This window comes from Leptospira saintgironsiae (assembly GCF_002811765.1).
Lineage (GTDB): Bacteria > Spirochaetota > Leptospiria > Leptospirales > Leptospiraceae > Leptospira_B > Leptospira_B saintgironsiae.
Window position 1 is genome coordinate 183,270 of record NZ_NPDR01000004.1, and the last position, 23,957, is coordinate 207,226.

A 23,957-nucleotide genomic window follows, 5' to 3' on the forward strand; every position below is an offset into this window, starting at 1 on the left:
TCCTTTTTGGAATTCGGTACAATTCAGGATACCAAATTCCAGGATAGAATTTCCATTTTATAGAGACCCCGGACAAATCCGGGGCTTATGTTTTAATTTAGAAAATTAACGTTTTCCTTTTTTGCGAGAAGGGCCGCCGGAACCAGAGCCAGAACCTTTTCTTCCACCACCGCTACCGCCGCCACCACGGTATTGATTTGAGTTTCGGTTTTTATCCTTATGATCCCGTTTTCCTTTTTGTTTTCCACCAAAACGTCTATCACGGTCATTACGGGAAGAACCTTCTTTTTCTCTGAAGCCTCTTTGGTCTTGGTCAAAACGAGCGTTCGAGTCGAATTTTTCTGACTTCTCTGCGAGAGCTAATTTGAAAAGTGCCGCAGCTAAACGTTCTGCAGGGACCCCTTCTGTGGTGAGCTTCTTTACAAGTTTGGAATATTCGGAAACATCCCCTTCTTCTGCGACTTCTTTAACTATATGAGAATATTCCAAAAATTTCTTTTCTGTGAGTTCTGAAATATCAGGGACTTTTCCAAGTTCCATTTCGAATTCGTGGTCTTCTCTGATCTTGCGTAATGTTTTGAAGTCTTTATTAGAAACAAAACTAAGTGCGAGCCCTTTTCTTCCTGCTCTTCCTGTTCTACCGATACGGTGAACATAGTCTTCAGAATCTCTAGGAATATCGTAATTGACTACAGCTTCTACATCGCTTACATCAATTCCTCTTCCCGCTACGTCAGTTGCGACAAGAACTGTAACAAGCCCAGAACGGAATCCGGACATTACCTTGTTTCTTTGGTTTTGGGAAAGATCTCCGTGTAATCCTTCGGAGAATATTCCTTTGGACTTTAAAAATTCGACTGTTTCGTCAACTCTGACTTTAGTATTACAAAATACTAATGAAGCTTTTGGGGTATGAAACTCTAATAGGCGGATTAATGCCTCAGGCTTAAGGCCTTCTCTCATTTCAAAATAGATCTGCTGGATCTTCGGTCTGTCTGCTTTTCCACCTGTTACATCTACGATCTTTGGAGAATCTTGGAATTTTTTAGTAATTCCCATCACCTTTGCAGAAAGAGTAGCAGAGAATAGGATTGTTTGTCTTTCTTCTGGAACTTTTGCGAGGATGATTTCCATATCCTCTAAAAATCCCATGTCCAACATTTCGTCTGCTTCGTCCAGGATGACCATTTTGATCCCGCCCAGAACCAAGGTCTTTCTGTCCATATGATCCATGGTCCTTCCTGGAGTTCCTACGATCACTTGTGGTTTTCTTTTTAATGCCTTGAATTGTTTGGTGATATCATCTCCACCATAGATTGCAGCTACTTCGAAATCTTCTTTATATTTTCCTAATTTTCTATATTCTTCTGCGACTTGGACTACCAATTCTCTGGTAGGGCAGAGTACTAATACTTGTGGAGATTTTTCTCCTTCTTCCAATATTTCTAAACTTGGAATTGCAAATGCAGCAGTTTTACCTGTTCCAGTACGGGAATGGCCGATTACGTCTCTCCCAGTAAGAATGAGTGGAATAGCTTCGGATTGAATGGAAGAAGGTTCAGTAAATCCGAGATCGGATACTGCGTTTAAGACGTCCTCGGATAGTCCGAGTTCTTGGAATGTTTTTTTGGGTTTCAAAGATTGCTCCTGGGATGTCCGCGTAAATTTTTACGTTATCCCTACGAATATGCCTGTCTGGCTAAGAGCTTGGATCTTTATAGAATGGTCCTATTTAAACATAAAGGAAAGATTTAGGCTCAGTTATCGTTTCTTCCATGAATTCAAACACGACTCTCCGGCATAGCATTAAAGGTCTTTTATTCCTTGCCAGCCTTCATATATTTCGACTTTAACTTAGTTGGGAACTTTTCAATCGCGTATCTAAGCATTGTCCTGGGCATCTTATGTGCATGTTTATCTAAAAAATCCGTCTCAGGTTTTAGGCTTCTGTTCCCAACTTCCCTTAACATCCAACCCACTGCCTTATGAATAAGATCTTCTTTATCCATTAAGAGGTTTTCAGAGATCTTTAAGGTATCTTTAAAGTCTCCTTTGCGGATAAACGCATAAGTGGAGATGATCGCGACCCTTCTTTCCCATAGATTACTCGATTTAACAAGCTTGTACAGGATGTCTCTTTTCTTATCTATAAGATAATCTCCGATCAATTCTCTGGAACTTAGATCCACAATGTCCCAATTATTCACATATTTTAAATTTTTTAAATAGAATAGATGAAGTTCTTTGCGACCTTCTTCTGGAGTTTTTTGGAACTTCTCACATAGTATAAAAAAACCTAAAAGTCTTTCTTCATGATACTTTGATTTTACGATTTTCTGAAGTTCGGATAATGGAAGTCCTTTGTATAATTTAGAAATTTTTCGAAGAGGTGGGACCTTTATTCCTAAGAATAGATCACCTTCTCCGTATTGTCCCTTTCCTGTTTTGAAAAATCGAGAGAGTATTTCGACCGCTTTTGGATCGGCGAGTTTTCGGACTTCTCGGATGATATCTTCCGCCTTTGAATTTTCGCCCCCTAATATTTTTTTTGGGGCAGCTGTTGGGGATTTGGGCATGGGACAAAATCTAATTTTTTTAGAAGATAAGGGCAAGCATTATAGAAGGACAAATGTCATACTCTAAATCCCGGTTTTTGGGCTTGCCAGTTAGGAGGTCCAACAAATCCTAATTTTTAGGAAAGATCTGCTCTCGTATGAAACATAAACCTCTTCATAATATTTATAGTAAGGATATTCTTAGAAAGAAGATTGAGGCAGAGGATTTCCAGCGTACTACTATTTCCTTTTATAAATATGTGATTTTAGAGAATCCCGACCTTCTCCGTAACGAACTATATAGAGAATGGGAATCCTTAGGAGTCCTCGGAAGGATTTATATAGCAAGAGAAGGGATTAACGCTCAATTATCAGTGCCTGAATTTAATTTTCAGAAGTTCAGAGATTCTATAGATGCAAGAAAAGAATTCAAAGATGTTCCATTCAAGATTGCAGTGGAACAAAATTCTTATTCATTCTTAAAATTGGACATCCGAGTTCGCAATAAGATCGTAGCGGATGGTCTTGCAGATGATACTTTCGATGTGACCAATGTAGGGACTCATCTAAATGCAGAGGAATTTAATAAAAAATTAGAATCTTCTGAAACTATCGTAGTGGATGTTCGAAATCACTACGAATCTGAGATAGGACATTTCGAAGGAGCGCTACTTCCTCAAGCTGATACCTTTAGGGAAGAATTACCTTTGATCATAGATCTTCTGCAAGATAAAAAGGATAAAGAAATCGTAATGTATTGCACTGGAGGGATCCGATGTGAGAAAGCTTCTGCTTATCTAAAACATCATGGATTCCAAAATGTGTATCAGCTCCACGGGGGAATTATCTCTTATGCTTCTGAAATTAAGGAGAAGGGACTGGATTCCAAGTTTAAGGGGAAAAATTTCGTGTTTGATGCGAGACTCCAAGAAACTGTGGGAGAAGAGATACTAAGTGAATGCCACCAATGTGATCAAAAATCCGCGAGGCATATCAATTGTGCAAATCCAGCTTGCCATATTCTATTTATCCAATGTTTGTCTTGTGCTGAAAAATTTGATAATTGCTGCTCTGTAGAATGCCAAAAGATCGCTGCCTTGCCTGTGGAAGAACAGAAAAAATTAAGAAAAGGTAAAGCGGCTTCTAACCAACATTTTTCTAAATCCAAGATCAGACCTAAGGTTTTCGAACTTTACAAAGGAAAATAATCCAGGTCCTTTTAATTTTCCTGAGAAAAATTGAAATATCTTGTAATCATTTTAATTACAAGAAGTCTAACAGAAAAGAAGGATATTATGCAGAAGTTACCGGTATTTTTTGTAGGCCATGGAAGTCCAATGAACGCTCTCGGACCAAATCCGTTAGCCGACACATGGGCGGAATCCGCGAAAGATTTTCCGGAACCTAAAGCAATTTTGAGTATTTCTGCACATTGGTTTACTAAAGGTACATATGTAACTTCAAACCAATCTCCTCCTACTATTCATGATTTTTACGGATTTCCACAGGAATTATTCGATGTACAATATTCCGCGCCCGGAGATCCAAAACTTGCGGAAGAACTTTCTAAATCCAAAGATGCACAAGTGATCCAAGACGATTCTTGGGGATTGGATCATGGGACGTGGAGTGTCCTTAGGAACATGTATCCTAAGGCAAATATTCCAGTAGTTCAATTGAGTTTAGATGCCACTAAATCTGGAGAATGGCATTACGAATTTGCAAAGTCTTTGTCTAAACTTCGAGAACAAGGTGTGCTTGTTTTGGGTAGTGGGGATTTAGTTCATAACTTACGTCTTTATGATTGGAAAAATCAAGACAAGGCACATGACTGGGCCTTGGATGCGAATGAAACATTCAAGGATCTGATCCAAAAAAGAGATTGGAAGAGCTTGGCAAATTATCAGAAATTAGGGACTGCAGTGCAGATCGCAGTCCCAACTCCTGAACATTATTTTCCTATGTTATATGCTTTGGCATTGGCTGAAGAGAAGGAAGAAATCAGCTTTTATAATGATATCATCCAAAGTTCAGTATCTCTGACTAGCATGAAGATCAGTTAGGTTGCTTTTTCTCTTCCCCAGATAGAAGCCAAGAAGAGCCCACTAATCAAATGCCATACTCCCCACCAAGCTGCGATTAGGGCCATGGATCCTATTCCTTGGAAGAATGTAAAAATTAGGATGAGTCCGAGCCCAGAGTTTTGTAGTCCCGTTTCTAAAGAGATTGTTTTTCTTTCTTTATGGGCAAGACCTGCGATCCAAGAGGCAAGATATCCCACTGTCAAAGCAGATCCGTTATGAAGAAGTACTAACCAAAACAAAACAGGTCCAAACTCTACGAAGGATCGCCAGTTACCAATAAATGCGATTAATATAAAAATACCTAACAGGACTGTGGATCCAATTCTCATCGGCTTTTTCAAAGAAGAAGCAACCTTAGGTAGAAAACGATTTGTAAGTGCTCCTAAAATTAAAGGTAAAACCAATATTAGAAAAATAGAAAGGAATACATCTACAGGATTTAAACTGATCTCTTTTAATCTGTCTGCTGCAGGAGAATATAATTTTCCCCAAAAGAAAAAGTTAAATGGAGTGAAGAACCAAGCAAGAACAGTCGTAGTCGCAGTTAAGGAAATAGAAAGAGGAACATTTCCTTTTGCAAGAAGGCTGATAAAATTGGACATATTTCCGCCAGGACAGGCTGCCACTAAGATCATTCCAAGAGCCAAACCTGGATGAGGTTTTAGAATATAAAGTAATCCTACAGTGAGTGCTGGCAATAGCACCAATTGTGAAAATAAGCCTACAATTGCTGCTTTAGGTTGTTTTCTTAAGTTTGTAAAATCAGCGATTGTTAATTCTAAAGAGACCCCATACATGATCAGTCCCAAACATATATTCAGGACAAAAAGTCCTCCTGGACTGAAATTCAATCTGACTAAATCGTAATCTTGCATGTATTTCCTTCAGCGGATGAGTTATCCGCCGTGTTTAATATTTTAGATTTTTTTAAACTATATTTTAGTCCGTCCAGGTGACTAAAATTTCCCTTGGTCCGGAGAATGGTAATCTTCCGTGAGAAATGGAATAATTGTCTATCAAAAGAACGTCCCCTTTTTGCCAGGAGAATATGGACAAATGTTTCCAGAATGTCTGGCTGACCTTGCTCATTTCTGAAACGCTGATCACTGAATCATCTCCGAAAATCACATTTGTGTCCTGATCTTTAGGTTCTACTAACTTCTTCTTTAAGAATGTAAGAACGTATAGAACTCCTGCTAAGATCAGGCTTCGGATAGTTCCTTGTTGTTTTAGAATTTTTGCATATTCTAATCTGGCTGCGTCTTGGTGGAATACCTGGCTATGATTATGCCATGCCTTTGTTTTGGCGATTGGGTGTTTACGAACAGCAACCTGTTTATTAGTGAGTTTTAATCCGTCTTCAGGCAGCCATTCCACTTGGAATCTTTGCTGTGCTGCTATCTTCTCCACTTGTTTTTTTTCCTTAGTGGAGAACATCTCATCCCAACGTTTTGTCTTCCAAAGATTATAACGAGAAGCATTTGGTCCGTCGTATTTGCGGATATATTTCACGCCCTTAGATTCAAATTTTTTTATTAGGTCCGGATCTAGATCCTCGTATATTTTCCGTAGGTCCGCGATTGGAGTTTCGCCATGTGCATTAGGGGCAACCGCACAGAAAAACATCAGTTTGCGAGGAGGTTTGTCCAAAAAACTCATCTCAGCATGTTGCATGATAGGATAATGAGGGGGAAGTTCACTCGCAGTATGGACAAACTGAGTAACTTTATTTCTGGGAGAAGTTCCCAGATAGTCAGTTTTCAAATTTTTATCCAAGCTAAGAGCAACGTCTTCGAATTCTTGTGCAGAAGAAATTTGAAATCCTCTGAATAGGATTGCACCGTATTCCAATAGATCTGCTTCGATCGATTTTTTATTTTTAGAGACCCACGCAGGTAAAAATCCAGATTCTAAAGCGTTCGTATCACCAGGACCGTAAATTCTAGGAAGTTCCTTGCCTGGGAAAAAAGATCTTTCAACACGACCTACACCTTTCGGCTTAGTTTTGTTAGCGGAAACTTTCTTAATTGCAGATTTGCCAGATCGGGAAATTGTATTTGTTTTCATTGAGACTCTCCCGTTAGAGAATGAAAACTTTTATAAAACTACAGAATGGAAAGGCAAGTCTTTTCATTTCCGCCTTGATTCGGTAGCTTCTTCTAAAATACGTATACCATGAGTTCTATTGAAATTCGTTCGGAAGATCCTAAGGTGGAGATGGCATGGTTTTGTGATCTCTGTAACGGAGACTACGAATATCTGGGAGTTCCTGACCCAAAACTAAGATCCAGTTTCGAACATTGTGCAGAAATTATCCGACTTGCGGATGAGCTGGGTTATCAGAATATTCTTCTTCCTTCTTCTTACCAAGTTGGACAGGACACTTTGACATTCGCTGCCGCGGCTTCTCAATTTACTAAAAATATTTCCTTACTCACTGCAGTTCGTTGTGGAGAAATACATCCTCCTATGCTTGCAAGGACTATCTCTACATTAGATCACATGTTAAAAGGAAGATTGAATATTAATATTATATCATCTGATCTTCCTGGAACGATCCGAGATTCGAAAGAAAGATATCAGATCTCTAAAGAAGTTATCGAAATATTAAAACAATCTTGGACCAAAGATGAGATCGATTTCCAGGGAGAATTTTATAAGATAAAATTGAGTTCGGATCCTTCTAAATCTTATCAAACTAACGGAGGACCATTATTATACTTCGGGGGAATTTCAGAAGACGCAAGACAACTCTGTGCAGAATACTGCGATGTTTTTTTGATGTGGCCCGAAACTGAAGAAAGATTAGCCGACACTATGAAAGATCTAAGTAGAAGAGCGAAGCTTGCTGGAAGAAAAATAGATTTTGGTTTAAGAATACATGTAATCGTAAGAGATACGGAAGAAGAAGCTAAAGATGCCGCTTCTAGATTATTATCTAAACTGGATCTACAAAAAGCAGAAGAACTTAAGCACAGAGCCTTGGACTCAAATTCGGCAGGAGTCAAGAGACAGGACGAACTCAGGAAAAATGCAGGATCTGATCTATTCATAGAACCTAATATTTGGTCTGGGATTGGTCTTGCCAGATCTGGTTGTGGTTCTGCGATCGTAGGAACCCCAGAACAAGTATTAGAAAAAATTCATAGATATATAAACATGGGAATTCGAGCATTTATACTCTCCGGATATCCTTTGATGGACGAATGTAAAATATTCGCAGAAAAAGTTTTACCTCATATCCAAACAGTTTCTTTGCCTAAGGCCCAAGGAAGAATTCCTGATCGAGAGCCTGTGACTCCTTTAACTAGTGGAGAAAGAAAATGAAAATTTCACTTTCTAAAGAAGGTCCAAATTTTTCCAGATTGGTTTACGGTTGTTGGAGATTACATTCAGATCCAAAAGGCTCGGGCATTGATCGGATCTTAGAAAAGATAGATGTTTGTCTGGAGTCTGGAATAGATACATTCGATCATGCGGATCTATACGGAGAATACGGAAATGAGGAGAAATTCGGCGCAGTCGTAAAATCTAAACCTGGCCTAAAAGATAAGATCAAGATAGTCACTAAGGCTGGGATTCAGCTTCCAGGACCAAATCGCTCAGGAATTTCGGTCAAACATTATGATACATCTAGCAAATATCTAACTAGTTCCGCCGAAAGTTCATTAAAAAAACTAAATGTAGATAAAATAGATCTACTCTTGATCCATAGACCTGATCCACTTATGAATGCGGACGAGATCGCGAAAGCCTTCAAATCCCTCAAAGAAAGTGGCAAGGTTCTATATTTTGGAGTTTCAAATTTTACTCCTTCTCAATTTTCACTTTTGCAGTCCAGATTGGATTTTCCTTTGGTAACAAACCAAGTGGAGTTCCATCCATTTTATCCTGATCCTCTCACAAATGGAGTGTTTGACCAGGCCCAAGAATTAAGTATCAAACCTATGATTTGGTCTCCAACTGCCGGCGGCAGAATCTTCCAACCTAAAACGGAACAAGAAACTGTTTTATATAAAACATTAGAGGAGTTGGCAAAGAAGAAGGGCACAACTATCGATGCGGTATTATTCTCCTGGTATCTATTTCATCCTGCACAATTGGTCCCAGTTTTAGGGACGAATGAACCTGATCGTATCCGATCTGCTACGAAATCTTTTCAAGTTGAGTTAGAAAGAGAAGAATGGTTTCAGATTTTAGAAGCTGGAACAGGTAAAAAAGTCCCTTAATAGAAAAAAATGACCATATAAGAAATTTCTAATTAGAATATAATACTTATATTTATACTGCCCGTTCGATATCAAAACGGAGAACCAAAAATGAAAATCGAACAAAGCAGAAAGGTACTCGCCCTTTTGGTGGGAATTTTATTATTCCTGCTCAATTGTAACGGGGAGAAGGCAATAAACACGGAAAGTTTGCTGGGATTGGTCCAGAAAACGAGCCAAACGAAAATTGGAACCAATTATTCTGACCTTGCAGTTATTGATACTGTAAACGGAACGGGATCATTCTCTTTACTCACCTATAATGTTGCCGGATTGCTAGAGCCTTTTTCCAGCTCAAATCCAAGTGAGAATACACCTTATATGGGGCCTTTGATGACTCCATTCGATCTGATCCAAGTTCAGGAAGATTTTAATTACCATGCAAGTTTGTATGCAAATGATTCGCATCCGTATCGATCCGCAACAAGTGGAGGAATGGGGATAGGAGATGGTCTAAATACTCTCTCTTATTTTCCATTCTCGGATTTCCAAAGAGTGGATTGGGATGCTTGTAACGGAACGGATTGTTTAACACCTAAAGGATTTACTTTAGCAAGGCATAAGGTAGCCCCTGGAGTATTTCTGGATGTGTATAATTTTCATACGAATGCAAGCACAGAAGATGCGGACCTTGCTGCAAGAAGATCGAATGTATTACAAATTCTGAATTTTATAGAATCCAATTCTGCAGGAAATGCAGTTATTGTGATGGGAGATACGAATACAAGATATACCAGATCCGGAGATAATATTCGAGAATTTATCAATCATGGATTTACAGATGTTTGGATCCAGTTGATTCGAGGAGGATCTTATCCTACACAAGGTGGAGATGCATTGACGGACTGCGAAGGTCATAGAACAAGTGCAGGCTGTGAGGTAGTGGATAAAATATTCTACCGTGGAAATTCCTATATTTCCTTATCTCCAAGTTCATATTTGATGGAAGACGCAAGATTTGTTCATCCAGTGACTGGTGTTCCTCTTTCAGATCATTATGCTGTTTCTTCTACATTCAATTATTCTCTTTTACAGAATCTGCTGTATAGTGATACATTTGGTGGACCACATGGGACTGCGTTCAATGACGCAAATTCTCTACCTTCTTCTCCATCTGCGTTAAAATTAAGTTTAAGATCCGGATCTAGAGTGGATGCAGTTTCTTTACAATTAACGAATGGAACTGTATTAAGCCATGGAGGAACAGGGGGAAGTTTACAAACTTTGACTTTAGGAACGACAGAGTACTTAGACCAAGTAAAACTTTGCAGTGGCGTAAAAAGTAGTCATACTCGGATTTTTTATGCACAATTTCGGACAAGCCTTGGAAGATTTCTCACAGGAGGATCTACAACATCAACCTGCACTACATACTCAGCTCCTAATGGCTGGGGAATCGTAGGTTTTCATGGAAGAAGCGGAGATGAAATTGATAAACTAGGTGTGATCTTTGCTCCGGTTCAGTAAATGATCTGGAAAGTATTTAGGCCGAACATTCGATAAAAATCGAAGGAATAAAAAGCGATCCATTTGTTTCTAAAAGAAAGTTTCCTAAATATGTCCGAGGTTCGATGCGGGACGTATAGGATTTTTAGGAGAAATGAATGTTTCGCTTTCTAACTTCAATCTTAATCGTATCTTTTCTTTTCGTCTGTAAGGCCGAAAATTCTCAAAAACAATCTGAAGATCTTTCAGACGGACGCTCTAGGTCTGCAGCGGCACCAATGCCTTCTTCTGCGGATGAACAACCGATGCAAGAGGCCGAGAAAAAATTGGCTGGAAAGGCAGGTGAAAGGGAAGAAGCTCCAGAGGATCAGATCAAAACCTTTGCTACTCCTAAAATCGGAAACCTAAAGATAGGCCGCCTCTTAGAATATAAGGTAGATCTAAATTTCGAGACCAAAGATTTTATCGCTGCTCGAAAATTCCTATTAGAACTTTCAGGAAAGTATGGATTCGTTCAGAGTGAAAGTTTGCAGAATTGGGGAGGAGACACTGAGCCAAGTATGACTGCTGTCATTCATGTAAAGTCCTCCGATCTATATCAGGTTTTAATGGAATTGGAAAAGATCGGAACTCTTACTTCTGAAAATATCCAAGTAGAAGATCATACTGAAAATTATACATTAGAACAAATCCATGCAAAAAGAGAGAAGATCAGGATTGCAAGAAGAACAGATCTTGGTGTTAGATCCACTCCTAAAAATGCCGCTGAAATTGAAGAACTTATCGGACAATCTGAAGATTCTGCTGACTCTGCCGAATTCGAAAAATGGAAAATTATGGATAGGGTCAATTGGGCAAAGATCAGCATTCATATGTATGGTCCTAAAAAACCAAAAGTTGTAGAAGTCCCAAGTTTTGGAGATGCATTTATTGATTTGGCAAGTCTCGGATTAAAACTGATACTATCTTTGATCTATATAATTCCTTTAGCATTGATTGCCGCAGGGATTTTTTATCTTGTCAAGTTTGCCAGAAATAAATGGTTCAAATAAATTAAGAAAATATAAAGTATAACCAAAGGGTCGCAGAGATCAAAAGTCCTGCGGCCCAAATATCATTCCTGAAAAATCCTCTCACTCTATATTTTTTAGGAAAACGTTTTGCTTTTTGCAAAGAAACCCCTAAAAAGAATAACCCAGAAAATGCAAAACTTGTCCAGGCACAAATCTTTGCGTTTATACCTAATCCAAGTCTGGAATAAACAAATAATCCAAGACTAAATAAGAAGACGAATGCCAAAGAGAAAGTTTTTGCTAGAATTTTTACAGAAAATCCTGGTTTCGCTTTTTGTTCATATACATTCTTGGATAAAATTAAGCTCAAGAGAACTTGAGAGAATATTCCAAAAATACATACGATAAATACTCTATGCAGAAAATTTAATTTTTCTCCGAACATAATATGTATTTCCGGAATTCCGGAAGATAAGATCGAATAAAGATAAGGTAAAGAAATAGATAAGATCGGACAAATTAGAATAGTGATCCAAGCTGCTTTTGAATTAGATCTTTTCCAGAAAACTCCCACCAAAAATACAGAGAGTAATCCTAATGTGAAATGAGCACTTTGTCCCGAGATCTCTAAGAAAAAATTCCCTTTAGAATTTGGTGTATAAGTAAATAAGGCCAAAAATACGGTTAATGCGGAGAAGAAGAGCAAAAACATTCTGCCTACACGAACCGATTCCTCGTCCTCTAATTTTTCTCCTAAGAACTTTTTCCCTAAATGAGTTTGTTTCGCTTTAGTATAAAAATCTACAGTGAATAATGTAGATGCTGAGTTTAACATGGAATCTACTGAAGAAAAGATTGCTCCCAGTAATCCTGCGAGAATCAATCCTCCAAAGCCGTATCCACTCGGAACAACTAAAGATACTAATCTGGAAAATGCTTCGTCTGGATCTACTTTTGAGACTAGGTTTGTTTGGTTCCAAAGATGATAGGCAGCAACTCCAGTAAGCACTGTAAAAAATGGAATGATTAAAGTTAGAAAGCCATCTCCCAAGATACCAGCTCTTGCTTCTCTTAGACTTTTAGCCCCTAATGTTCTTTGGACCACGTATTGGTTTGTTCCCCAATAGAATATATGCAGAAAAAATAATCCAGTTAATGCGCCTGTCCAGGGAAGAGAGGAATGATCGCTCGGTAAAAATAGATCCATTCTTTTTTCGGAAGCTGCGGCTATAGCTTCCTTCGCCCATAAACCTTCCCAGCCTCCCACCGCAGGATGTTGGATAGTGAGATAGGCAAGTAAAATTCCAGCGAGTAATATCAGAATGGATTGGATTACATCCGTATAAACAACTGCTTTTAGTCCGCCAAACCATGTATAGACGGTGGAAAAGATCCCGAGTAACAGTACACCTTCTACATAACCTAAATTTTCCCAGCCTAAATCTTTCCAGAACGGGAGAAGTGATCTTGATCCAATATATAATCCTGCAGCAAGTTGGATTGCGATTAATACCAGAAGTATTCCGGAATAGAGTAGTTTGGAAGATTCTCCGTATCTATTTCCTAAAAATTGAGAGAGGGTGAAAATTTTTTTCCTTCTATATAAAGGAAGAAATATATAAGAAAGAAGTAATAGAGCAGGAATAGCTCCCCACATATAATTACTTTGTGCAAAACCTACTGAGTAACCTATTCCTAACATCCCAACGATATGGTTTGCTGAAACATTTGTCCCGAAAAGAGAACCCGCCACTCCCCACCAGGGAAGGGATCTTCCCCCTAAAAAATAATCTTCTCCTGAGTTTTCTTTTCGGCCTACGTAAAATCCAACTCCTAAGACTAATCCCAAGGTTGATAGAAAAATGACTGCGTCAATATAGTTAAACACTGTATGTATCTCGAGAACCAGCTTTCATAGGGTTTTACTTAACACAAGTATTCCAAATTATTTTGTTTCCGGGGAAACCATGGTTTTTAGCCTAGAAGAAATTAGCCTGAGGGAAAAAATGCCGACTCTGGAAGAAGCTCAAAAAGAAATTATCGCCGAGTTCTCGGAAGCTGCAGACTGGGAAGAAAGATACCAGATGCTGATCGAGATAGGGGACGAGCTTCCTGTTTTGGCTCCAGAATTAAAAACGGAAGATAGATTGGTCCCAGGTTGCCAGTCCAGAGTTTGGGTTGTTCCGGAAGAAAAAGATGGCAAATTGTTTATCCAAGCGGATAGCGATTCTGCGATTACAAAAGGAATGATCGCATTACTCCTGAGAGTTTTTTCTGGAAGAACAAAAGATGAGATTAAGTCCGCATCCTTAGAATTTTTAAAAGAGATTGGCTTGGACAAACATCTTTCCATGAGCCGCAGAAACGGTCTCTATTCCATGGTTAATAAAATTAGAAGTTTCTAATATATCAACTTATATAAGGTTCGTTTGAGATCTCATTTGGATTTTTCTTTCCGGCAGGGAAATGTTTGCTCAATTCTTGGGTTAAATCTTTGATCCCGGTGAGTATTGCATCCTTAGAAGCTCCAGATTTAAAACCTTCTCCTATTTTAGAAGAGATCAAATTTAATTTTTCCTGTCCTATCTTTTTGTAAATCCCTCGATCTGCTAAGGTAACGATCTTTTTTTCGGAGAGAAGAATATAGATCAGTATTCCTGTATTTTCTTCTGTATCCCAAACTTTTAAAAAAGAGAACATTTCTAAGGCCCTGTCACTTGCGGTTTTGCCGGAGAAAATCTGGAAGATAGGGAATTTTGTTTCGATCGCTACCTTCAATTCTCCTCTATGGGTTTTTTCGGAATTTGCAACTGCAGATGTAATCTCTCTCAGATCTTTGGGACTAAAATATTTTCTTAATAAAGTAAAACCTGATAGAGGACTGTTCCCTATTCTGAATAGGTCCAGTAATCCAGCGAAAATATTACGTATCAGTCTTTCGGTTATAGAAGGATTTTTGCTCATATGAATCACCAATCCGAAGAGGATCCTCCTCCACTGAAATCTCCGCCGCCACCACTGAAAGAATCACTTGAAGATGAAGAAGAGCTCCAACCAGAATCGCTGGAACTATAGGAACTCCAAGAACTTCCGGACCATCCACTTCCACCACCAGATCCTGGATTTTTAGCAGCTATGTAGATGATGCACAGTAGTATAAAGAAAATCACTAAAAGTGGAAGCATTACTTCTAAAGAAAAACCTAAGAATCCTCCCGCCAAGTATCCGAAATAAGTAGCAAGTCCTGCCTGGAGCAAACTGAATAGTTTCTTAAATAAGAATCCTATTGCGATCCCTATAATAACCAATGCACCTATATATAGTCCAAAATTATCATCTTCTGCTGTTCCGCTTGATGATTCATAACTAGTAGAACTTGGTTCTGGTAATTGTTCTCCGTCTATAAGTCCGAGTATCTTCTCAATTCCTTGGTCAATCCCGTCAAAGTATTTACCTTCTTTGAATAAAGGTCTAACGTATTCTAACTGGATTCTTTTACTAACTACGTCAGGTATAGCTCCTTCTAACCCTCGCCCGATCTCGAAACGCATTTTACGATCGTCTTTTGCGACTAGGAAAATAACTCCGTCTGCAGTTCCCTTTCTTCCGATTTTCCAATCCTCAGCGAGGCGGATGGAATACTGTTCTATGGTCTCATCTCCAGTTGTTGGGATGATGACTAAAACAACCTGACTTCCTTTACGTTTTTCGAATGTTTTTAATTTATTTTCTAAATTAGAAACTTCTTCTTGGCTTAATGTAGAAGTCAGGTCAGTGACCCTATGCTCTAATTTGGGAATAGGGACCTGGTCCGCGAAAATCCCGGAACAGAATAGTAAAATTGGAAGAAAGAGGTACCTTCTCATCTGAAATCCAGTTTTTAGAATTGGACTTGAGGAGGTTTCGAAATTTCTTTTTCGTTTTCTACGCTGAAATTCGGTTTTATATCATAGCCGAAAATTTTAGCAGTGATCACGTTTGGAAATGTTCTGACTGTGATATTATACTCTTGGACTGAAGTGATGTATCGGTTTCTTGCAACAGCGATCCTGTTTTCAGTACCTTCTAATTGAGCTTGTAGCCCGATAAAACTTTTGTCTGATTTCAGGTCCGGATATTTTTCTACTACTACCATCAATCTGGATAAAGCCGAGGTCATTTGTCCTTGTGCCTGATTGAATTTCGCAAATAGTTCAGGATTATTTAATACTTCAGGCGTTGCTTGGACGGAGCCTACACCGGCTCTTGCCCTAGTGACTTCGATCAAGACTTCTTTTTCTTGAGCGGCGTAACCTTTGACAGTATTGACCAGGTTCGGAATGAGATCCGCTCTTCTCTGGTACATATTGATTACTTCTGACCAGGCAGCTTTTACCTGTTCATCTTGGACTTGGATCGTGTTATAACCGCACGAACTTGTGAAAAACAGAGTCAGACCGGTAAAACCGATCAGAAAACTTTTACGGATCCGAAAAAAATCGCCTTGGGACATTCCCACCTCCGACCTGCGGAATTTTGTAAGGAAAACGTCCCTTGGCAATCGGTTTTTTCTGACAACATTCTGTTTTATGCCGCCTCTTTTGGGAAATTTTGGTGTTTTTCCAGGGCTCTTTTGCGGATTTCTTCGATGAGTTTGTCTGCAAGCATTTCGGCAAGAGCAGATATTTTTTCTTGGTTGATCGAGTTTCTATGTTCGGTTTTCATTGGCGCCTCCTTGTGGTCCGTATATAAAAATACAGCGGGCCCCGGACAAATTGGGCGGGCAGAAAATAAAAAAACCGGGAAAATTCCCCGGCTCCTGAACCCGATAATAAATAGAAAAATGGCAAGGGCCGCCTGGTACGAATGGAATTGGATTATAAAACCCGACTCGAGGAAATCGAGAAGGTAGAAGGTTATTTTCGTAGGTCCCCGGAAGGGATCTGGTCCTACGAGTTGGATTCTCCTTTAGACACCACTCTTCCTATTGAGGAACAGTGCAGGTTGATCTATGAGAATGCAAGACTCACTCATTGCAACGATACCATGGCAAGGATCTATGGGTATCATAACGCAGAAGAGATCAAAGGTGTTCTTTTAAAAGATCTTGTTGGACCGACTAACAAGATGAATATTTTCGGCATTAACGAATTCATTCGCTCAGGTTATAAAATTCATGATAGCGAATTAGAAGAGATAGATCTAAGAGGAAAACGTAAATATTTTCTAAGCACAGCCTTAGGTGTGGTAGAGAAGGGATTTTTACTTCGAGCCTGGGGAGTGCAGAAGGACGTAACTTCTATTCGAGCCGCAGAATCCAGGCTCAAAAGAACGATTGCTTTAGAAAGTTTACTCACACAACTCTCCAGATATTTTTTAAGCGTAGAACCGGGAAACACCACGGATGCAGTGAACCATGCTTTAGGTGAGCTTGGAAAATTCTGCGGAGCGGACAGAGCGTTTTTATTCTTATATACTCATGCAGGTCTCACTATCTCGAACACGAACGAATGGTGTGCAGATGGAATAGAACATAGGATCCATCTATTACAAAATCTTCCTATAGAAACATTTCCTAAATCGGATTACGATACAATTAGTAATAAGGGTCATATCGTTTATGATTCGTTGGATAATGTTCCTTCTACCCATGTTTCCTTAAGAAATCTTTTGGAGAGAAGGGGAACTCGCTCCTTAGTGGTGGTAGGTCTTTCTTCACGTGATGAAGAGCTTGGTTTTATAGGATTTGATTCTGTTAAAGGTCATAAACTTTGGACAGAAGAGGACATTTATGTTCTGAGACTTGTTGGTGACTTAATCGTTCTGGCATTCGATAGGCAAAAAAGAGAATCGGATCTAAACGATTTTTATGAAAGAATGAATCACGATTTGGAATTAGCACGTCTTACACAAAGATCTTTGGTCTCCAGGGAATTTCCTAGTTCACCTTTTTATAAGATGGATAGTTATTTCCGCCCTTTCGAAAAAGTAGGTGGGGATATCATCACATATATACAACATGAAAATGGAGTGTTGGATATATTATTTGGAGATGTTTCTGGTCATGGGATTTCTTCTGCAATGGTTTCTGGGATGGCAGTACTTTCTTTCAGGCATCATGCTAAAGCAGGCCTTTCTCCTGCAGAAGGTATCCAACAATTTGTGAAAGATCTAAAACCAATGGTGGTGGAACATCATATCGCTGCCGTATGGGCCAGATTTTTTCCTTTGGAGAAGAAGCTGGTTTATTCTTATGCGGGTCATCCTCCTATTGTTGTGTTTAGAGGTGAAGAGAAGATGGAGTTGAAAGGTATGAATCTTCCTCTTCTTATTTTTGATTCTATTGAATATTTTAACGAATCTATTAAATTACAAAAAGATGATAGAATTGTGTTCTACTCTGATGGAATGTATGAAGTCTTTAATGCAGAAGGTAGAATTTTAGATCTTCCTGGATTCCAGGACATTCTTCTTCAGCATAGAGATCTTGGAAATTTAGATGAATATTTAGATCAGGTTGTCTCCGACGTATTTCAATTTTCGGAGGGAGTTTTCGGAGACGATATGGCGATGTTAGTGATTGATATTAACGGATGAGTGTTCCGTCTCAATTACTCCAATACCCTTTTCTTTTTTCCTAATAAAAAAACTCCAGAAAGAACTATAACTGTTCCTACTACGTTTTCCCAGGTAATAATTTCTCCTAAGAGGACTGCTGCCAAAAATAAAGTAAATACTGGGCCGACACTTCCTGCGATGGACGCCTTATTAGAACCAATCCTTTGTATCCCTGCCGTAGTCAAGAATGCGGGCACTACAGTGGTCAAAAATCCTAAAGCAAATCCATATCCGTAAACTTGCCAAGGTTGTTGTATTAGGATTTCATAATTTTTTGTGAAGAAAAAATGGATTAGCACAAATACTCCCGACCAGATCATCAAAAGTGCAGTGAATTTTCTGGATCCTAATTTTGGGATCATCTGCCCGCTGCCTATTAGATAAACTGCATACGCTAATGCGGATAGGAAGACTAGGGTTGCTCCGATCCATGCGGATCTTCCTTGTGCTTCTGCGTCTGGCAAAAATGCCAATAGGATCCCAGAGTATGTGAGAGCCACTGAGTAGATCTCGATCTTATGAACCTTCTTCTTTAAAAAAACAAAACCTAAAAGAAGAACAAGTGCTGGGAATGTAAATAGGACCAGTCTTTCCATGGAGGCAGATAAATATTCTAAACCCCAAAAATCGAAAAAGCTGGCCATATAATAACCGATGAATGCGAGTAAAACTACGATCCCATAATCTTTCCGAGAGATTGGTTTGTCTGAATTTTTATTAGATTCTTGATAAAGAACAAATGCAAAGAATGGAATTGCAAATATCATTCTAAGTGCAAGAACCGTGACCGAGTCTATTCCAAATTTATAAACCAGTTTTACGAGCACTCCTTTGGAGGAGAATAATACAGTTCCTCCCAGAGCGTATAAATAGCCTAAAGTCTCTTCGCTATATCTGGAAGTGAGAGAAAGATTTCGCAAGATTAACGTCCTAAAAAGAAATAATTCAACTGTTTCCTGGAAGTGATAAATCCTCCTCCAGGAAACGTAGCTGGGAAAAAAGAGTCTCCCGCAATTTCTGAAGTTGTTTTTAACTCTTTGATCTGCCCGTAACATTCTGAAAGATAGAATGCATGTCCGCATCCTAATAAATGGTATCCTTCGTGAACCATTGTACTCGAGGCTCCACCTACGAGTAAATGTCCTAAAGATGCAGTATGAGCTAAAACAAATCCTCTGGTCCCGGTAGGACTATCTACCGCTCCTAAAACTTCAAATGTGGGGATAAAAAATAATGCTAAAATATAAGAAGCGAATTCGTAAGCGATGTCGGAGAATCTAACTCCTGCCAAAGCCAGGATCCGATCGCAACCATCGGGAAGTTCAGCTTTATATAATTCTTCCATGATTGCTTTGCCTGTCCATCCAGGCCTTTTCCAATCTTTTACCTCAGCTACCCTTGCTTGTAGATTATAGAGGATCAATTCTTCATTCCAAGAATCGAATAGATAGTCCATTCTCTCTTTGGAAACGTTTTCATCCTTCCAAACACATACTCGGACGAATTTCATTTTTCCGTATTCGTAAGTATCTCTCACAGAAGATCTGTGAAATCCAACTGTAGTGCATGAGGTTAATAGGATAAGAAGAAGGAAACGAATATGTCGCATGTTTGCAATTCTTTAGAACCTTAGAAAAACTCCTTGGAAAAGCAAGGACTTTCGTTCGATACTAATAGAGGAAGCTTGTGCTCCCACAGTCAAAGTTGTAAGCGATGAATTCTGCAAAACCAAAGAATAAAAAGCAAGTGAAGAAGGTCCCTTCTAATAAAAGATCATCTTCTCCTTTGTTCCTAGTTTTAGTAGGAATACCATTCTGCTTTTTTTTGATAAGCGCAATGCTTGGTAGCGTATTAAAATTGGATCGGGTAAGTTCAGAATCTGCATTTGAGAACAGATTGAATCCGATCGAAAAGGCTTGGAGAGGCCTGAAATTGAAAGTGTATGCCTATGAATACGGCTCCGATTATCGAAATAAGATCCCAGAGAATGAGGGACGTGCCTTAGGTTTAATACGTGAATCCATTCTAGAATCCACTCTCCCTAGATACCTTTTTTTATTTCTGGCAATCGCAGTACCATTTTACTTTTTTGTAAGGTTGTTCAAGGACAAACCCAAGAAGAAGACGTTATGGCCTGTGGCTATCACTGCAAATCCTAAGGTCAGAAAAACTTCTACACTTACCTCAAAAAAATTCGGACAGAATTAAAATAGATTTGATTACGTTATTATAGCGTATTGAACATGTCGTATGCTTCCAAGTAGACGACATTCGAATTTTTGTAAAATTATTACCCTAATCGGTATAACCGCATTATATCTCCAAAACTGTACTTTAGATAAAAGGATAGAATTCGCAGGAGAAGATAAACTAGGCCTGGAAGTAGGGAGCAAACCCTGCGAGGAACTAACGCATTATAATCGTTGGTTCGCTCTTTATGGGCTATGGCGTATCCCTGGTTCTAGGGATAAGGTAATAGAAAAGAAAGAAGGTAAGGTTTACTTCGCAGAACATTCTGTAAACGGGTGGCAGGCAACTCTAAACGTACTCACCGGTTTTTTCAGCACAGTCGTATTCTATAAGGTAACAGTTAACGAATGTGATCTTGGAACCAGATTCGTTCATAAAGACGATTACGAAAAATTCTTTGAAGAAGAGAAGGCTCGAGCTCATGCAGATTTCTTTGCCAAAACCGAAAAAGAATTAGAAGATGCTCTACGCAAGTATTTGGATAAGACAAGCCCTGCAGAACATGCTGGTAAAAATTATAGCATGATCATTCTGAGAACCGGTAAAACGACCGAAGCCAGGGTAATCGGCCAGGACGTAGATTCTCTCAAACTGGAAACGGAAGATTCAAACGGACAAAGGCATGAGTTTACTCTTTTGAAAAAGGAAGTATATAAAGTGATCTTTGCGACTAAGATCATCAAGGTAAAAGATACTCCTCCTGCAAAAGAACCTGGCAAAGAAAAACATTAATCATACTAACGCATCCCTCTTTTGGGGGATGCGCCCCTCATTTTCAGTCAATAAATTTACTTATTACAAAAATCCTACTTGTGTATAGCCCCTATATTCGCTTATCATATTGGTAAGGGGACTTCTCCTATGCTGTCGTATCGTTTTTCTTCCAATTCAATATTTTATAAATTTATAATATTCCTATTTGTTGCTTTTGTGTTAAATTGTGGACTTGCTTTAGGATACCAAGCCGAAGAAGAGGCTGCAAAGGCATCTCAAGAGAATGATAATAGCCCAATTTTGGCTGCGTTAGGATTGAGTGCTGGAGGCGGGTCTTCCGGGATCGTCAGCTTTTCCGTGAGTAGTCTGAGTTTTTCAGCTACTGGAGTTGGCAGCGGGACCTACACGATTACTGTTCCGTCTTGGCCTGTTAGCGGCAGTACCGGCCAAATCGATTTAACCCTCACTTGGTCAGGAACAATGGCTTGTTCTAATCCGAGTCCGAGCAGTTTTAGTTTTGCAGACGATCAGCAGTATCCTGTTACTTCTTCTACGATTACTTTTGCATGCGGCAAACCTGGCTCTGGTGCCATAGATCATACGATCATCAATGCGCCTTCTGCGGCATCTTCTTTAATAGGAACAAGTGTAGGAAGTGTAAGTATAACGGTTAGTCCTTAATCTTCGATTATCTTGCTTCCCCGAAACAAACCGCCATCATATCACCTCGATTCCTTTGATTCGAATCATATTAAAAAATGTGAATGCTCTACATCCCTCGAATGGGGGATGATCTCTTCGTTTCTGAAATTTTTTCAGGATCTGAAACCTGCTTGCTCGAATTCTCCGTCGTGGGGGTAGTATTCGTATTGTAAGTGAATTTGCGGGTTATCCTTTATGAAACGTTTTTATTCGATGTTCCCTATATATAAAATATTTATAATATATGTTTCCATTTTGACCTTAAATTGCGGTCTTGCTTTAGGATACCAATCTGAACAAGAGGCAAAAGCGGCTTCCAATCAGAATAGTGACGATTCTATTCTATTAGCCGCATTAGGTATTAGTCCAGGAGTCGGAGGCGGCACATCTGCGATACTTGGGTTTAATCCGAGCTCTCTCAGCTTTAGTGCTGCATCCGGAAAAGGACTCTATTCAATTGTACTTGCATCGTGGCCGGGTGGGGCGAGCGGTACTGCTGTCGTAGGTTTAAATTTAGGAATACAGGCCGCACCGCCTGGTGGTGGAAGCGGGGATTTTACTTTTGAGATACAATGGACCGGGAATCCTTCCTGTTTGGCTCCAAGTCAAACATTTACGGTTGCTAGTGATGATCTCTTTCCATTGACTTTAGGTGGAGGAGGAATTAGCTTTTCTTGTAGCGTAAAGACAAGTGGTCTATTTAAGCATGTGATAATTACTTCCAACGGAGATGGTTTACCAGTGGGCACTGATATTGGCGACCTTCCAGTAAACGTACAATAGACACTTATCTTGCCACTCCGAAACAAACTGCCATCATATCTCCTTGGTCAAGTTTTTTGACTGCCCAATCTGCTAACTTCTTAGAAGTTTTGTAGAAGACTCCGGATCCTTTTTTAGCGGTAAGGCCACTTCCGTAAGAAATATGGCCGAGTGGCATATAACCTAATTCATTTCCTAAAGAAATAATTCCTGGCAAACTATAATAATAAAGATGTTCTGGAACATTTAAATATCTCCATTTAGGTCCCAGATATTTTGCTAGAACTCCATATCTGCAGGTAGAAAGTATCATTCTTCCTCCTGGTTTTAAATGTTTTAGAATTTTCTGAAGTGTTTCTTTTGGATGATGAAGATGTTCTATACTTGCCCATAGAGTGATAAGATCAAATTTTTCTTTTCCTTCTAAATCCCAGGTTAAAAAATCTTTTTGTTCCACATCTAAGCCGAGAGTTTCTTTTGCAAAACGAACAGGTCCACTTGCAATATCCAAACCTTTCGTTTCCCAATTTCTGCTCTTAAGATAATCTAAAAAATAACCTGCGGCGCAGCCCACATCTAAAGCGGATCTTTTTGAACCTAATAATCTTTCCCAATCGAAGAAACCTAGATCCTTCAGATTTAGATTAAACACTCTTGCGATCTCTTTTTTAGTTTCTTCAGAGTAATAATTATCGTAACCTCTATCAGTTCTTTGAGTGAAGTAAGAATCTTCATAATACTTGGAAACTTCTTCCAAGCTAGGCTGGGGATTGACCTGAACTAATTTACATTTTTTGCATTCTACAATTTGGAATATCTCTCCTTTGGGACTGGCTTTGGAGAAGAGAGGAATGAATTCTGAATTAGAACAAGTATTGCAAGGGATAGATTGCATAGTATAAGGATCGGCGATTTGAGAGGTTTCCCGACATAAAATGGAGCGAAGGTTCGATTTTTAAGGCTTGCTTTTTCGGTAAATTCATTGTTAAACGTAGGTTATGCGAACTTCTCTTTGCCTTAGAGATAAATATATAACAAGTTTTATCTTCCTTATGCTCATTACTCATAACGTTAGTTGTGGGCTTGTGCTTACTGGGACTGATGTGGGCAAAGAATTCTTGGGTCTATCTGAAGAAGATAAAAAGGATCCTGAAAAGGCGACTGCGGCTCTGTTATCGTTGCTCACAGGGGGAAGTAACTCATTGCTAGTGTTTACTCCACTTGCACTCTCCGTAACCGCGGGCGCAACCGTAACGTATCAAGTAGGTCTTAGAACAATTCCTTCAAATTGGACCAGCAATGATGTGACGGTAGGTTTTGATATAGACGTATCTGCTTGTCCTTCCGGCACTTCTCCAAACTTTTGGCCTTTTACTTTCAGCCCTCCGTACAGTCCTATAACCAATTTAAATTTTAGCACCGTGAATTCGGGATCTTGCGTGGTGCGTTATACCGTGAGTGGAGAAGTGACTTCACAAGTTTCCGGTCTAACGATAGGTGCAGATGCAGGATTGCTACCTTTATTGATCCAGCCCTAACGCCGTTGTAGTAGGTCCATAAGAAGGG

At 39.3% G+C, this 23,957-nt stretch carries 25 protein-coding genes; 13 read left to right on the top strand and 12 right to left on the bottom strand.

What is annotated here, in order from left to right; translation table 11 throughout:
* Window positions 1-105 precede the first annotated feature (105 nt).
* Both CH362_RS11055 and CH362_RS11060 read right to left on the bottom strand, forming a co-directional pair.
* Window positions 106-1,638 (bottom strand): DEAD/DEAH box helicase, encoded by a 1,533-nt coding sequence (locus CH362_RS11055; protein WP_100710412.1) that lies wholly within the window; start codon window positions 1,636-1,638, stop codon window positions 106-108.
* 179 nt (window positions 1,639-1,817) lie between these two features.
* A complete protein-coding gene (locus CH362_RS11060) occupies window positions 1,818-2,576 on the bottom strand; it encodes a DNA alkylation repair protein (protein WP_100710413.1) in 759 nt (252 codons plus the stop codon).
* 137 nt (window positions 2,577-2,713) lie between these two features.
* Here CH362_RS11060 and trhO point away from each other — a divergent pair, with 137 nt between their 5' ends.
* Both trhO and ygiD read left to right on the top strand, forming a co-directional pair.
* On the top strand, window positions 2,714-3,763 hold the full coding sequence (trhO, locus tag CH362_RS11065) for an oxygen-dependent tRNA uridine(34) hydroxylase TrhO (protein ID WP_100710414.1): 1,050 nt from the start codon (window positions 2,714-2,716) through the stop codon (window positions 3,761-3,763).
* A gap of 87 nt (window positions 3,764-3,850) precedes the next feature.
* On the top strand, window positions 3,851-4,618 hold the full coding sequence (ygiD, locus tag CH362_RS11070) for a 4,5-DOPA-extradiol-dioxygenase (protein ID WP_100710415.1): 768 nt from the start codon (window positions 3,851-3,853) through the stop codon (window positions 4,616-4,618).
* On the opposite strand, the gene CH362_RS11075 is transcribed toward ygiD, so the two are convergent.
* Both CH362_RS11075 and CH362_RS11080 read right to left on the bottom strand, forming a co-directional pair.
* On the bottom strand, window positions 4,615-5,514 hold the full coding sequence (locus CH362_RS11075; RefSeq protein WP_100710416.1) for a bile acid:sodium symporter family protein: 900 nt from the start codon (window positions 5,512-5,514) through the stop codon (window positions 4,615-4,617). The two genes, ygiD and CH362_RS11075, sit on opposite strands and share 4 nt — an antisense overlap.
* A gap of 64 nt (window positions 5,515-5,578) precedes the next feature.
* Window positions 5,579-6,706 carry a TauD/TfdA family dioxygenase gene (locus CH362_RS11080; protein WP_100710417.1) on the bottom strand — a complete coding sequence of 376 codons (1,128 nt, stop codon included), beginning with the start codon at window positions 6,704-6,706 and terminating at the stop codon, window positions 5,579-5,581.
* A gap of 108 nt (window positions 6,707-6,814) precedes the next feature.
* On the opposite strand from CH362_RS11080, the gene CH362_RS11085 reads away from it, so the two are divergent.
* The 4 genes from CH362_RS11085 (at window position 6,815) to CH362_RS11100 (ending at window position 11,405) form a co-directional block, all read left to right on the top strand.
* Window positions 6,815-7,966 (top strand): LLM class flavin-dependent oxidoreductase, encoded by a 1,152-nt coding sequence (locus CH362_RS11085; RefSeq protein ID WP_100710418.1) that lies wholly within the window; start codon window positions 6,815-6,817, stop codon window positions 7,964-7,966.
* Window positions 7,963-8,868 (top strand): aldo/keto reductase, encoded by a 906-nt coding sequence (locus tag CH362_RS11090; RefSeq protein ID WP_100710419.1) that lies wholly within the window; start codon window positions 7,963-7,965, stop codon window positions 8,866-8,868. The genes CH362_RS11085 and CH362_RS11090 overlap by 4 nt, the downstream gene beginning before the upstream one ends.
* Before the next feature lie 90 nt (window positions 8,869-8,958).
* Window positions 8,959-10,374: a jacalin-like lectin gene (locus CH362_RS11095; RefSeq protein WP_100710420.1), complete on the top strand. Its 1,416-nt coding sequence runs from the start codon at window positions 8,959-8,961 to the stop codon at window positions 10,372-10,374.
* A gap of 137 nt (window positions 10,375-10,511) precedes the next feature.
* On the top strand, window positions 10,512-11,405 hold the full coding sequence (locus CH362_RS11100) for a DUF4349 domain-containing protein (RefSeq protein WP_100710421.1): 894 nt from the start codon (window positions 10,512-10,514) through the stop codon (window positions 11,403-11,405).
* A gap of 1 nt (window position 11,406) precedes the next feature.
* Here CH362_RS11100 and CH362_RS11105 read toward each other — a convergent pair whose 3' ends face one another.
* Window positions 11,407-13,254: an SLC5 family protein gene (locus CH362_RS11105; protein WP_100710422.1), complete on the bottom strand. Its 1,848-nt coding sequence runs from the start codon at window positions 13,252-13,254 to the stop codon at window positions 11,407-11,409.
* 118 nt (window positions 13,255-13,372) lie between these two features.
* Between CH362_RS11105 and CH362_RS11110 the strand changes: the two genes are divergently transcribed.
* Window positions 13,373-13,771 carry a SufE family protein gene (locus CH362_RS11110; RefSeq protein WP_100710609.1) on the top strand — a complete coding sequence of 133 codons (399 nt, stop codon included), beginning with the start codon at window positions 13,373-13,375 and terminating at the stop codon, window positions 13,769-13,771.
* A 4-nt stretch (window positions 13,772-13,775) separates the two neighbouring features.
* Here the strand turns inward: CH362_RS11110 and CH362_RS11115 are convergent, their stop codons facing one another.
* From CH362_RS11115 to CH362_RS19265, 4 genes are all read right to left on the bottom strand, one after another.
* On the bottom strand, window positions 13,776-14,330 hold the full coding sequence (locus CH362_RS11115) for a TPM domain-containing protein (RefSeq protein WP_100710423.1): 555 nt from the start codon (window positions 14,328-14,330) through the stop codon (window positions 13,776-13,778).
* A gap of 5 nt (window positions 14,331-14,335) precedes the next feature.
* Entirely contained in the window at window positions 14,336-15,232 is an 897-nt protein-coding gene (locus CH362_RS11120) for a TPM domain-containing protein (RefSeq protein WP_100710424.1), read from the bottom strand.
* A 14-nt stretch (window positions 15,233-15,246) separates the two neighbouring features.
* Entirely contained in the window at window positions 15,247-15,858 is a 612-nt protein-coding gene (locus tag CH362_RS11125) for a LemA family protein (protein ID WP_100710425.1), read from the bottom strand.
* Between the two features lie 74 nt (window positions 15,859-15,932).
* Complete coding sequence (locus CH362_RS19265; RefSeq protein WP_165780257.1) at window positions 15,933-16,070, bottom strand: hypothetical protein; 138 nt, start codon at window positions 16,068-16,070, stop codon at window positions 15,933-15,935.
* A gap of 141 nt (window positions 16,071-16,211) precedes the next feature.
* Between CH362_RS19265 and CH362_RS11130 the strand changes: the two genes are divergently transcribed.
* Complete coding sequence (locus tag CH362_RS11130; RefSeq protein ID WP_100710426.1) at window positions 16,212-17,942, top strand: GAF domain-containing SpoIIE family protein phosphatase; 1,731 nt, start codon at window positions 16,212-16,214, stop codon at window positions 17,940-17,942.
* Between the two features lie 14 nt (window positions 17,943-17,956).
* Here the strand turns inward: CH362_RS11130 and CH362_RS11135 are convergent, their stop codons facing one another.
* The gene (locus tag CH362_RS11135) at window positions 17,957-18,883 is read right to left on the bottom strand and encodes a DMT family transporter (RefSeq protein WP_100710427.1); all 927 of its coding nucleotides are present in this window, start codon (window positions 18,881-18,883) and stop codon (window positions 17,957-17,959) included.
* Between the two features lie 2 nt (window positions 18,884-18,885).
* A complete protein-coding gene (locus CH362_RS11140) occupies window positions 18,886-19,572 on the bottom strand; it encodes a hypothetical protein (RefSeq protein ID WP_100710428.1) in 687 nt (228 codons plus the stop codon).
* A gap of 104 nt (window positions 19,573-19,676) precedes the next feature.
* Between CH362_RS11140 and CH362_RS11145 the strand changes: the two genes are divergently transcribed.
* The 4 genes from CH362_RS11145 (at window position 19,677) to CH362_RS11160 (ending at window position 22,412) form a co-directional block, all read left to right on the top strand.
* Entirely contained in the window at window positions 19,677-20,171 is a 495-nt protein-coding gene (locus CH362_RS11145) for a hypothetical protein (protein WP_100710429.1), read from the top strand.
* 42 nt (window positions 20,172-20,213) lie between these two features.
* Window positions 20,214-20,945: an LIC_13076 family protein gene (locus CH362_RS11150; RefSeq protein WP_100710430.1), complete on the top strand. Its 732-nt coding sequence runs from the start codon at window positions 20,214-20,216 to the stop codon at window positions 20,943-20,945.
* Between the two features lie 129 nt (window positions 20,946-21,074).
* Window positions 21,075-21,608, top strand: coding sequence for a hypothetical protein (locus CH362_RS11155; protein WP_100710431.1), 534 nt, complete (start codon window positions 21,075-21,077; stop codon window positions 21,606-21,608).
* Between the two features lie 216 nt (window positions 21,609-21,824).
* Window positions 21,825-22,412, top strand: coding sequence for a hypothetical protein (locus CH362_RS11160; RefSeq protein WP_100710432.1), 588 nt, complete (start codon window positions 21,825-21,827; stop codon window positions 22,410-22,412).
* Window positions 22,413-22,416: 4 nt separating this feature from the next.
* Here CH362_RS11160 and CH362_RS11165 read toward each other — a convergent pair whose 3' ends face one another.
* Entirely contained in the window at window positions 22,417-23,286 is an 870-nt protein-coding gene (locus CH362_RS11165) for a class I SAM-dependent methyltransferase (RefSeq protein ID WP_100710433.1), read from the bottom strand.
* Between the two features lie 103 nt (window positions 23,287-23,389).
* Here CH362_RS11165 and CH362_RS11170 point away from each other — a divergent pair, with 103 nt between their 5' ends.
* Window positions 23,390-23,929, top strand: a complete 540-nt coding sequence (locus CH362_RS11170) for a hypothetical protein (RefSeq protein ID WP_125169719.1) — start codon at window positions 23,390-23,392, stop codon at window positions 23,927-23,929.
* Window positions 23,930-23,957 lie beyond the last annotated feature (28 nt).

Excerpts from the sequence above, each read along its gene's own strand:
- CH362_RS11060 (WP_100710413.1), bottom strand. The coding sequence starts at position 2,576 with ATGCCCAAATCCCCAACAGCTGCCCCAAAAAAAATATTAGGGGGCGAA.
- trhO (WP_100710414.1), top strand. The coding sequence starts at position 2,714 with ATGAAACATAAACCTCTTCATAATATTTATAGTAAGGATATTCTTAGA.
- ygiD (WP_100710415.1), top strand. The coding sequence starts at position 3,851 with ATGCAGAAGTTACCGGTATTTTTTGTAGGCCATGGAAGTCCAATGAAC.
- CH362_RS11075 (WP_100710416.1), bottom strand. The coding sequence starts at position 5,514 with ATGCAAGATTACGATTTAGTCAGATTGAATTTCAGTCCAGGAGGACTT.
- CH362_RS11080 (WP_100710417.1), bottom strand. The coding sequence starts at position 6,706 with ATGAAAACAAATACAATTTCCCGATCTGGCAAATCTGCAATTAAGAAA.
- CH362_RS11085 (WP_100710418.1), top strand. The coding sequence starts at position 6,815 with ATGAGTTCTATTGAAATTCGTTCGGAAGATCCTAAGGTGGAGATGGCA.
- CH362_RS11090 (WP_100710419.1), top strand. The coding sequence starts at position 7,963 with ATGAAAATTTCACTTTCTAAAGAAGGTCCAAATTTTTCCAGATTGGTT.
- CH362_RS11095 (WP_100710420.1), top strand. The coding sequence starts at position 8,959 with ATGAAAATCGAACAAAGCAGAAAGGTACTCGCCCTTTTGGTGGGAATT.
- CH362_RS11100 (WP_100710421.1), top strand. The coding sequence starts at position 10,512 with ATGTTTCGCTTTCTAACTTCAATCTTAATCGTATCTTTTCTTTTCGTC.
- CH362_RS11110 (WP_100710609.1), top strand. The coding sequence starts at position 13,373 with ATGCCGACTCTGGAAGAAGCTCAAAAAGAAATTATCGCCGAGTTCTCG.
- CH362_RS11115 (WP_100710423.1), bottom strand. The coding sequence starts at position 14,330 with ATGAGCAAAAATCCTTCTATAACCGAAAGACTGATACGTAATATTTTC.
- CH362_RS11120 (WP_100710424.1), bottom strand. The coding sequence starts at position 15,232 with ATGAGAAGGTACCTCTTTCTTCCAATTTTACTATTCTGTTCCGGGATT.
- CH362_RS11125 (WP_100710425.1), bottom strand. The coding sequence starts at position 15,858 with ATGTCCCAAGGCGATTTTTTTCGGATCCGTAAAAGTTTTCTGATCGGT.
- CH362_RS19265 (WP_165780257.1), bottom strand. The coding sequence starts at position 16,070 with ATGAAAACCGAACATAGAAACTCGATCAACCAAGAAAAAATATCTGCT.
- CH362_RS11130 (WP_100710426.1), top strand. The coding sequence starts at position 16,212 with ATGGAATTGGATTATAAAACCCGACTCGAGGAAATCGAGAAGGTAGAA.
- CH362_RS11140 (WP_100710428.1), bottom strand. The coding sequence starts at position 19,572 with ATGCGACATATTCGTTTCCTTCTTCTTATCCTATTAACCTCATGCACT.
- CH362_RS11145 (WP_100710429.1), top strand. The coding sequence starts at position 19,677 with ATGAATTCTGCAAAACCAAAGAATAAAAAGCAAGTGAAGAAGGTCCCT.
- CH362_RS11150 (WP_100710430.1), top strand. The coding sequence starts at position 20,214 with ATGCTTCCAAGTAGACGACATTCGAATTTTTGTAAAATTATTACCCTA.
- CH362_RS11155 (WP_100710431.1), top strand. The coding sequence starts at position 21,075 with ATGCTGTCGTATCGTTTTTCTTCCAATTCAATATTTTATAAATTTATA.
- CH362_RS11160 (WP_100710432.1), top strand. The coding sequence starts at position 21,825 with ATGAAACGTTTTTATTCGATGTTCCCTATATATAAAATATTTATAATA.
- CH362_RS11165 (WP_100710433.1), bottom strand. The coding sequence starts at position 23,286 with ATGCAATCTATCCCTTGCAATACTTGTTCTAATTCAGAATTCATTCCT.
- CH362_RS11170 (WP_125169719.1), top strand. The coding sequence starts at position 23,390 with ATGCGAACTTCTCTTTGCCTTAGAGATAAATATATAACAAGTTTTATC.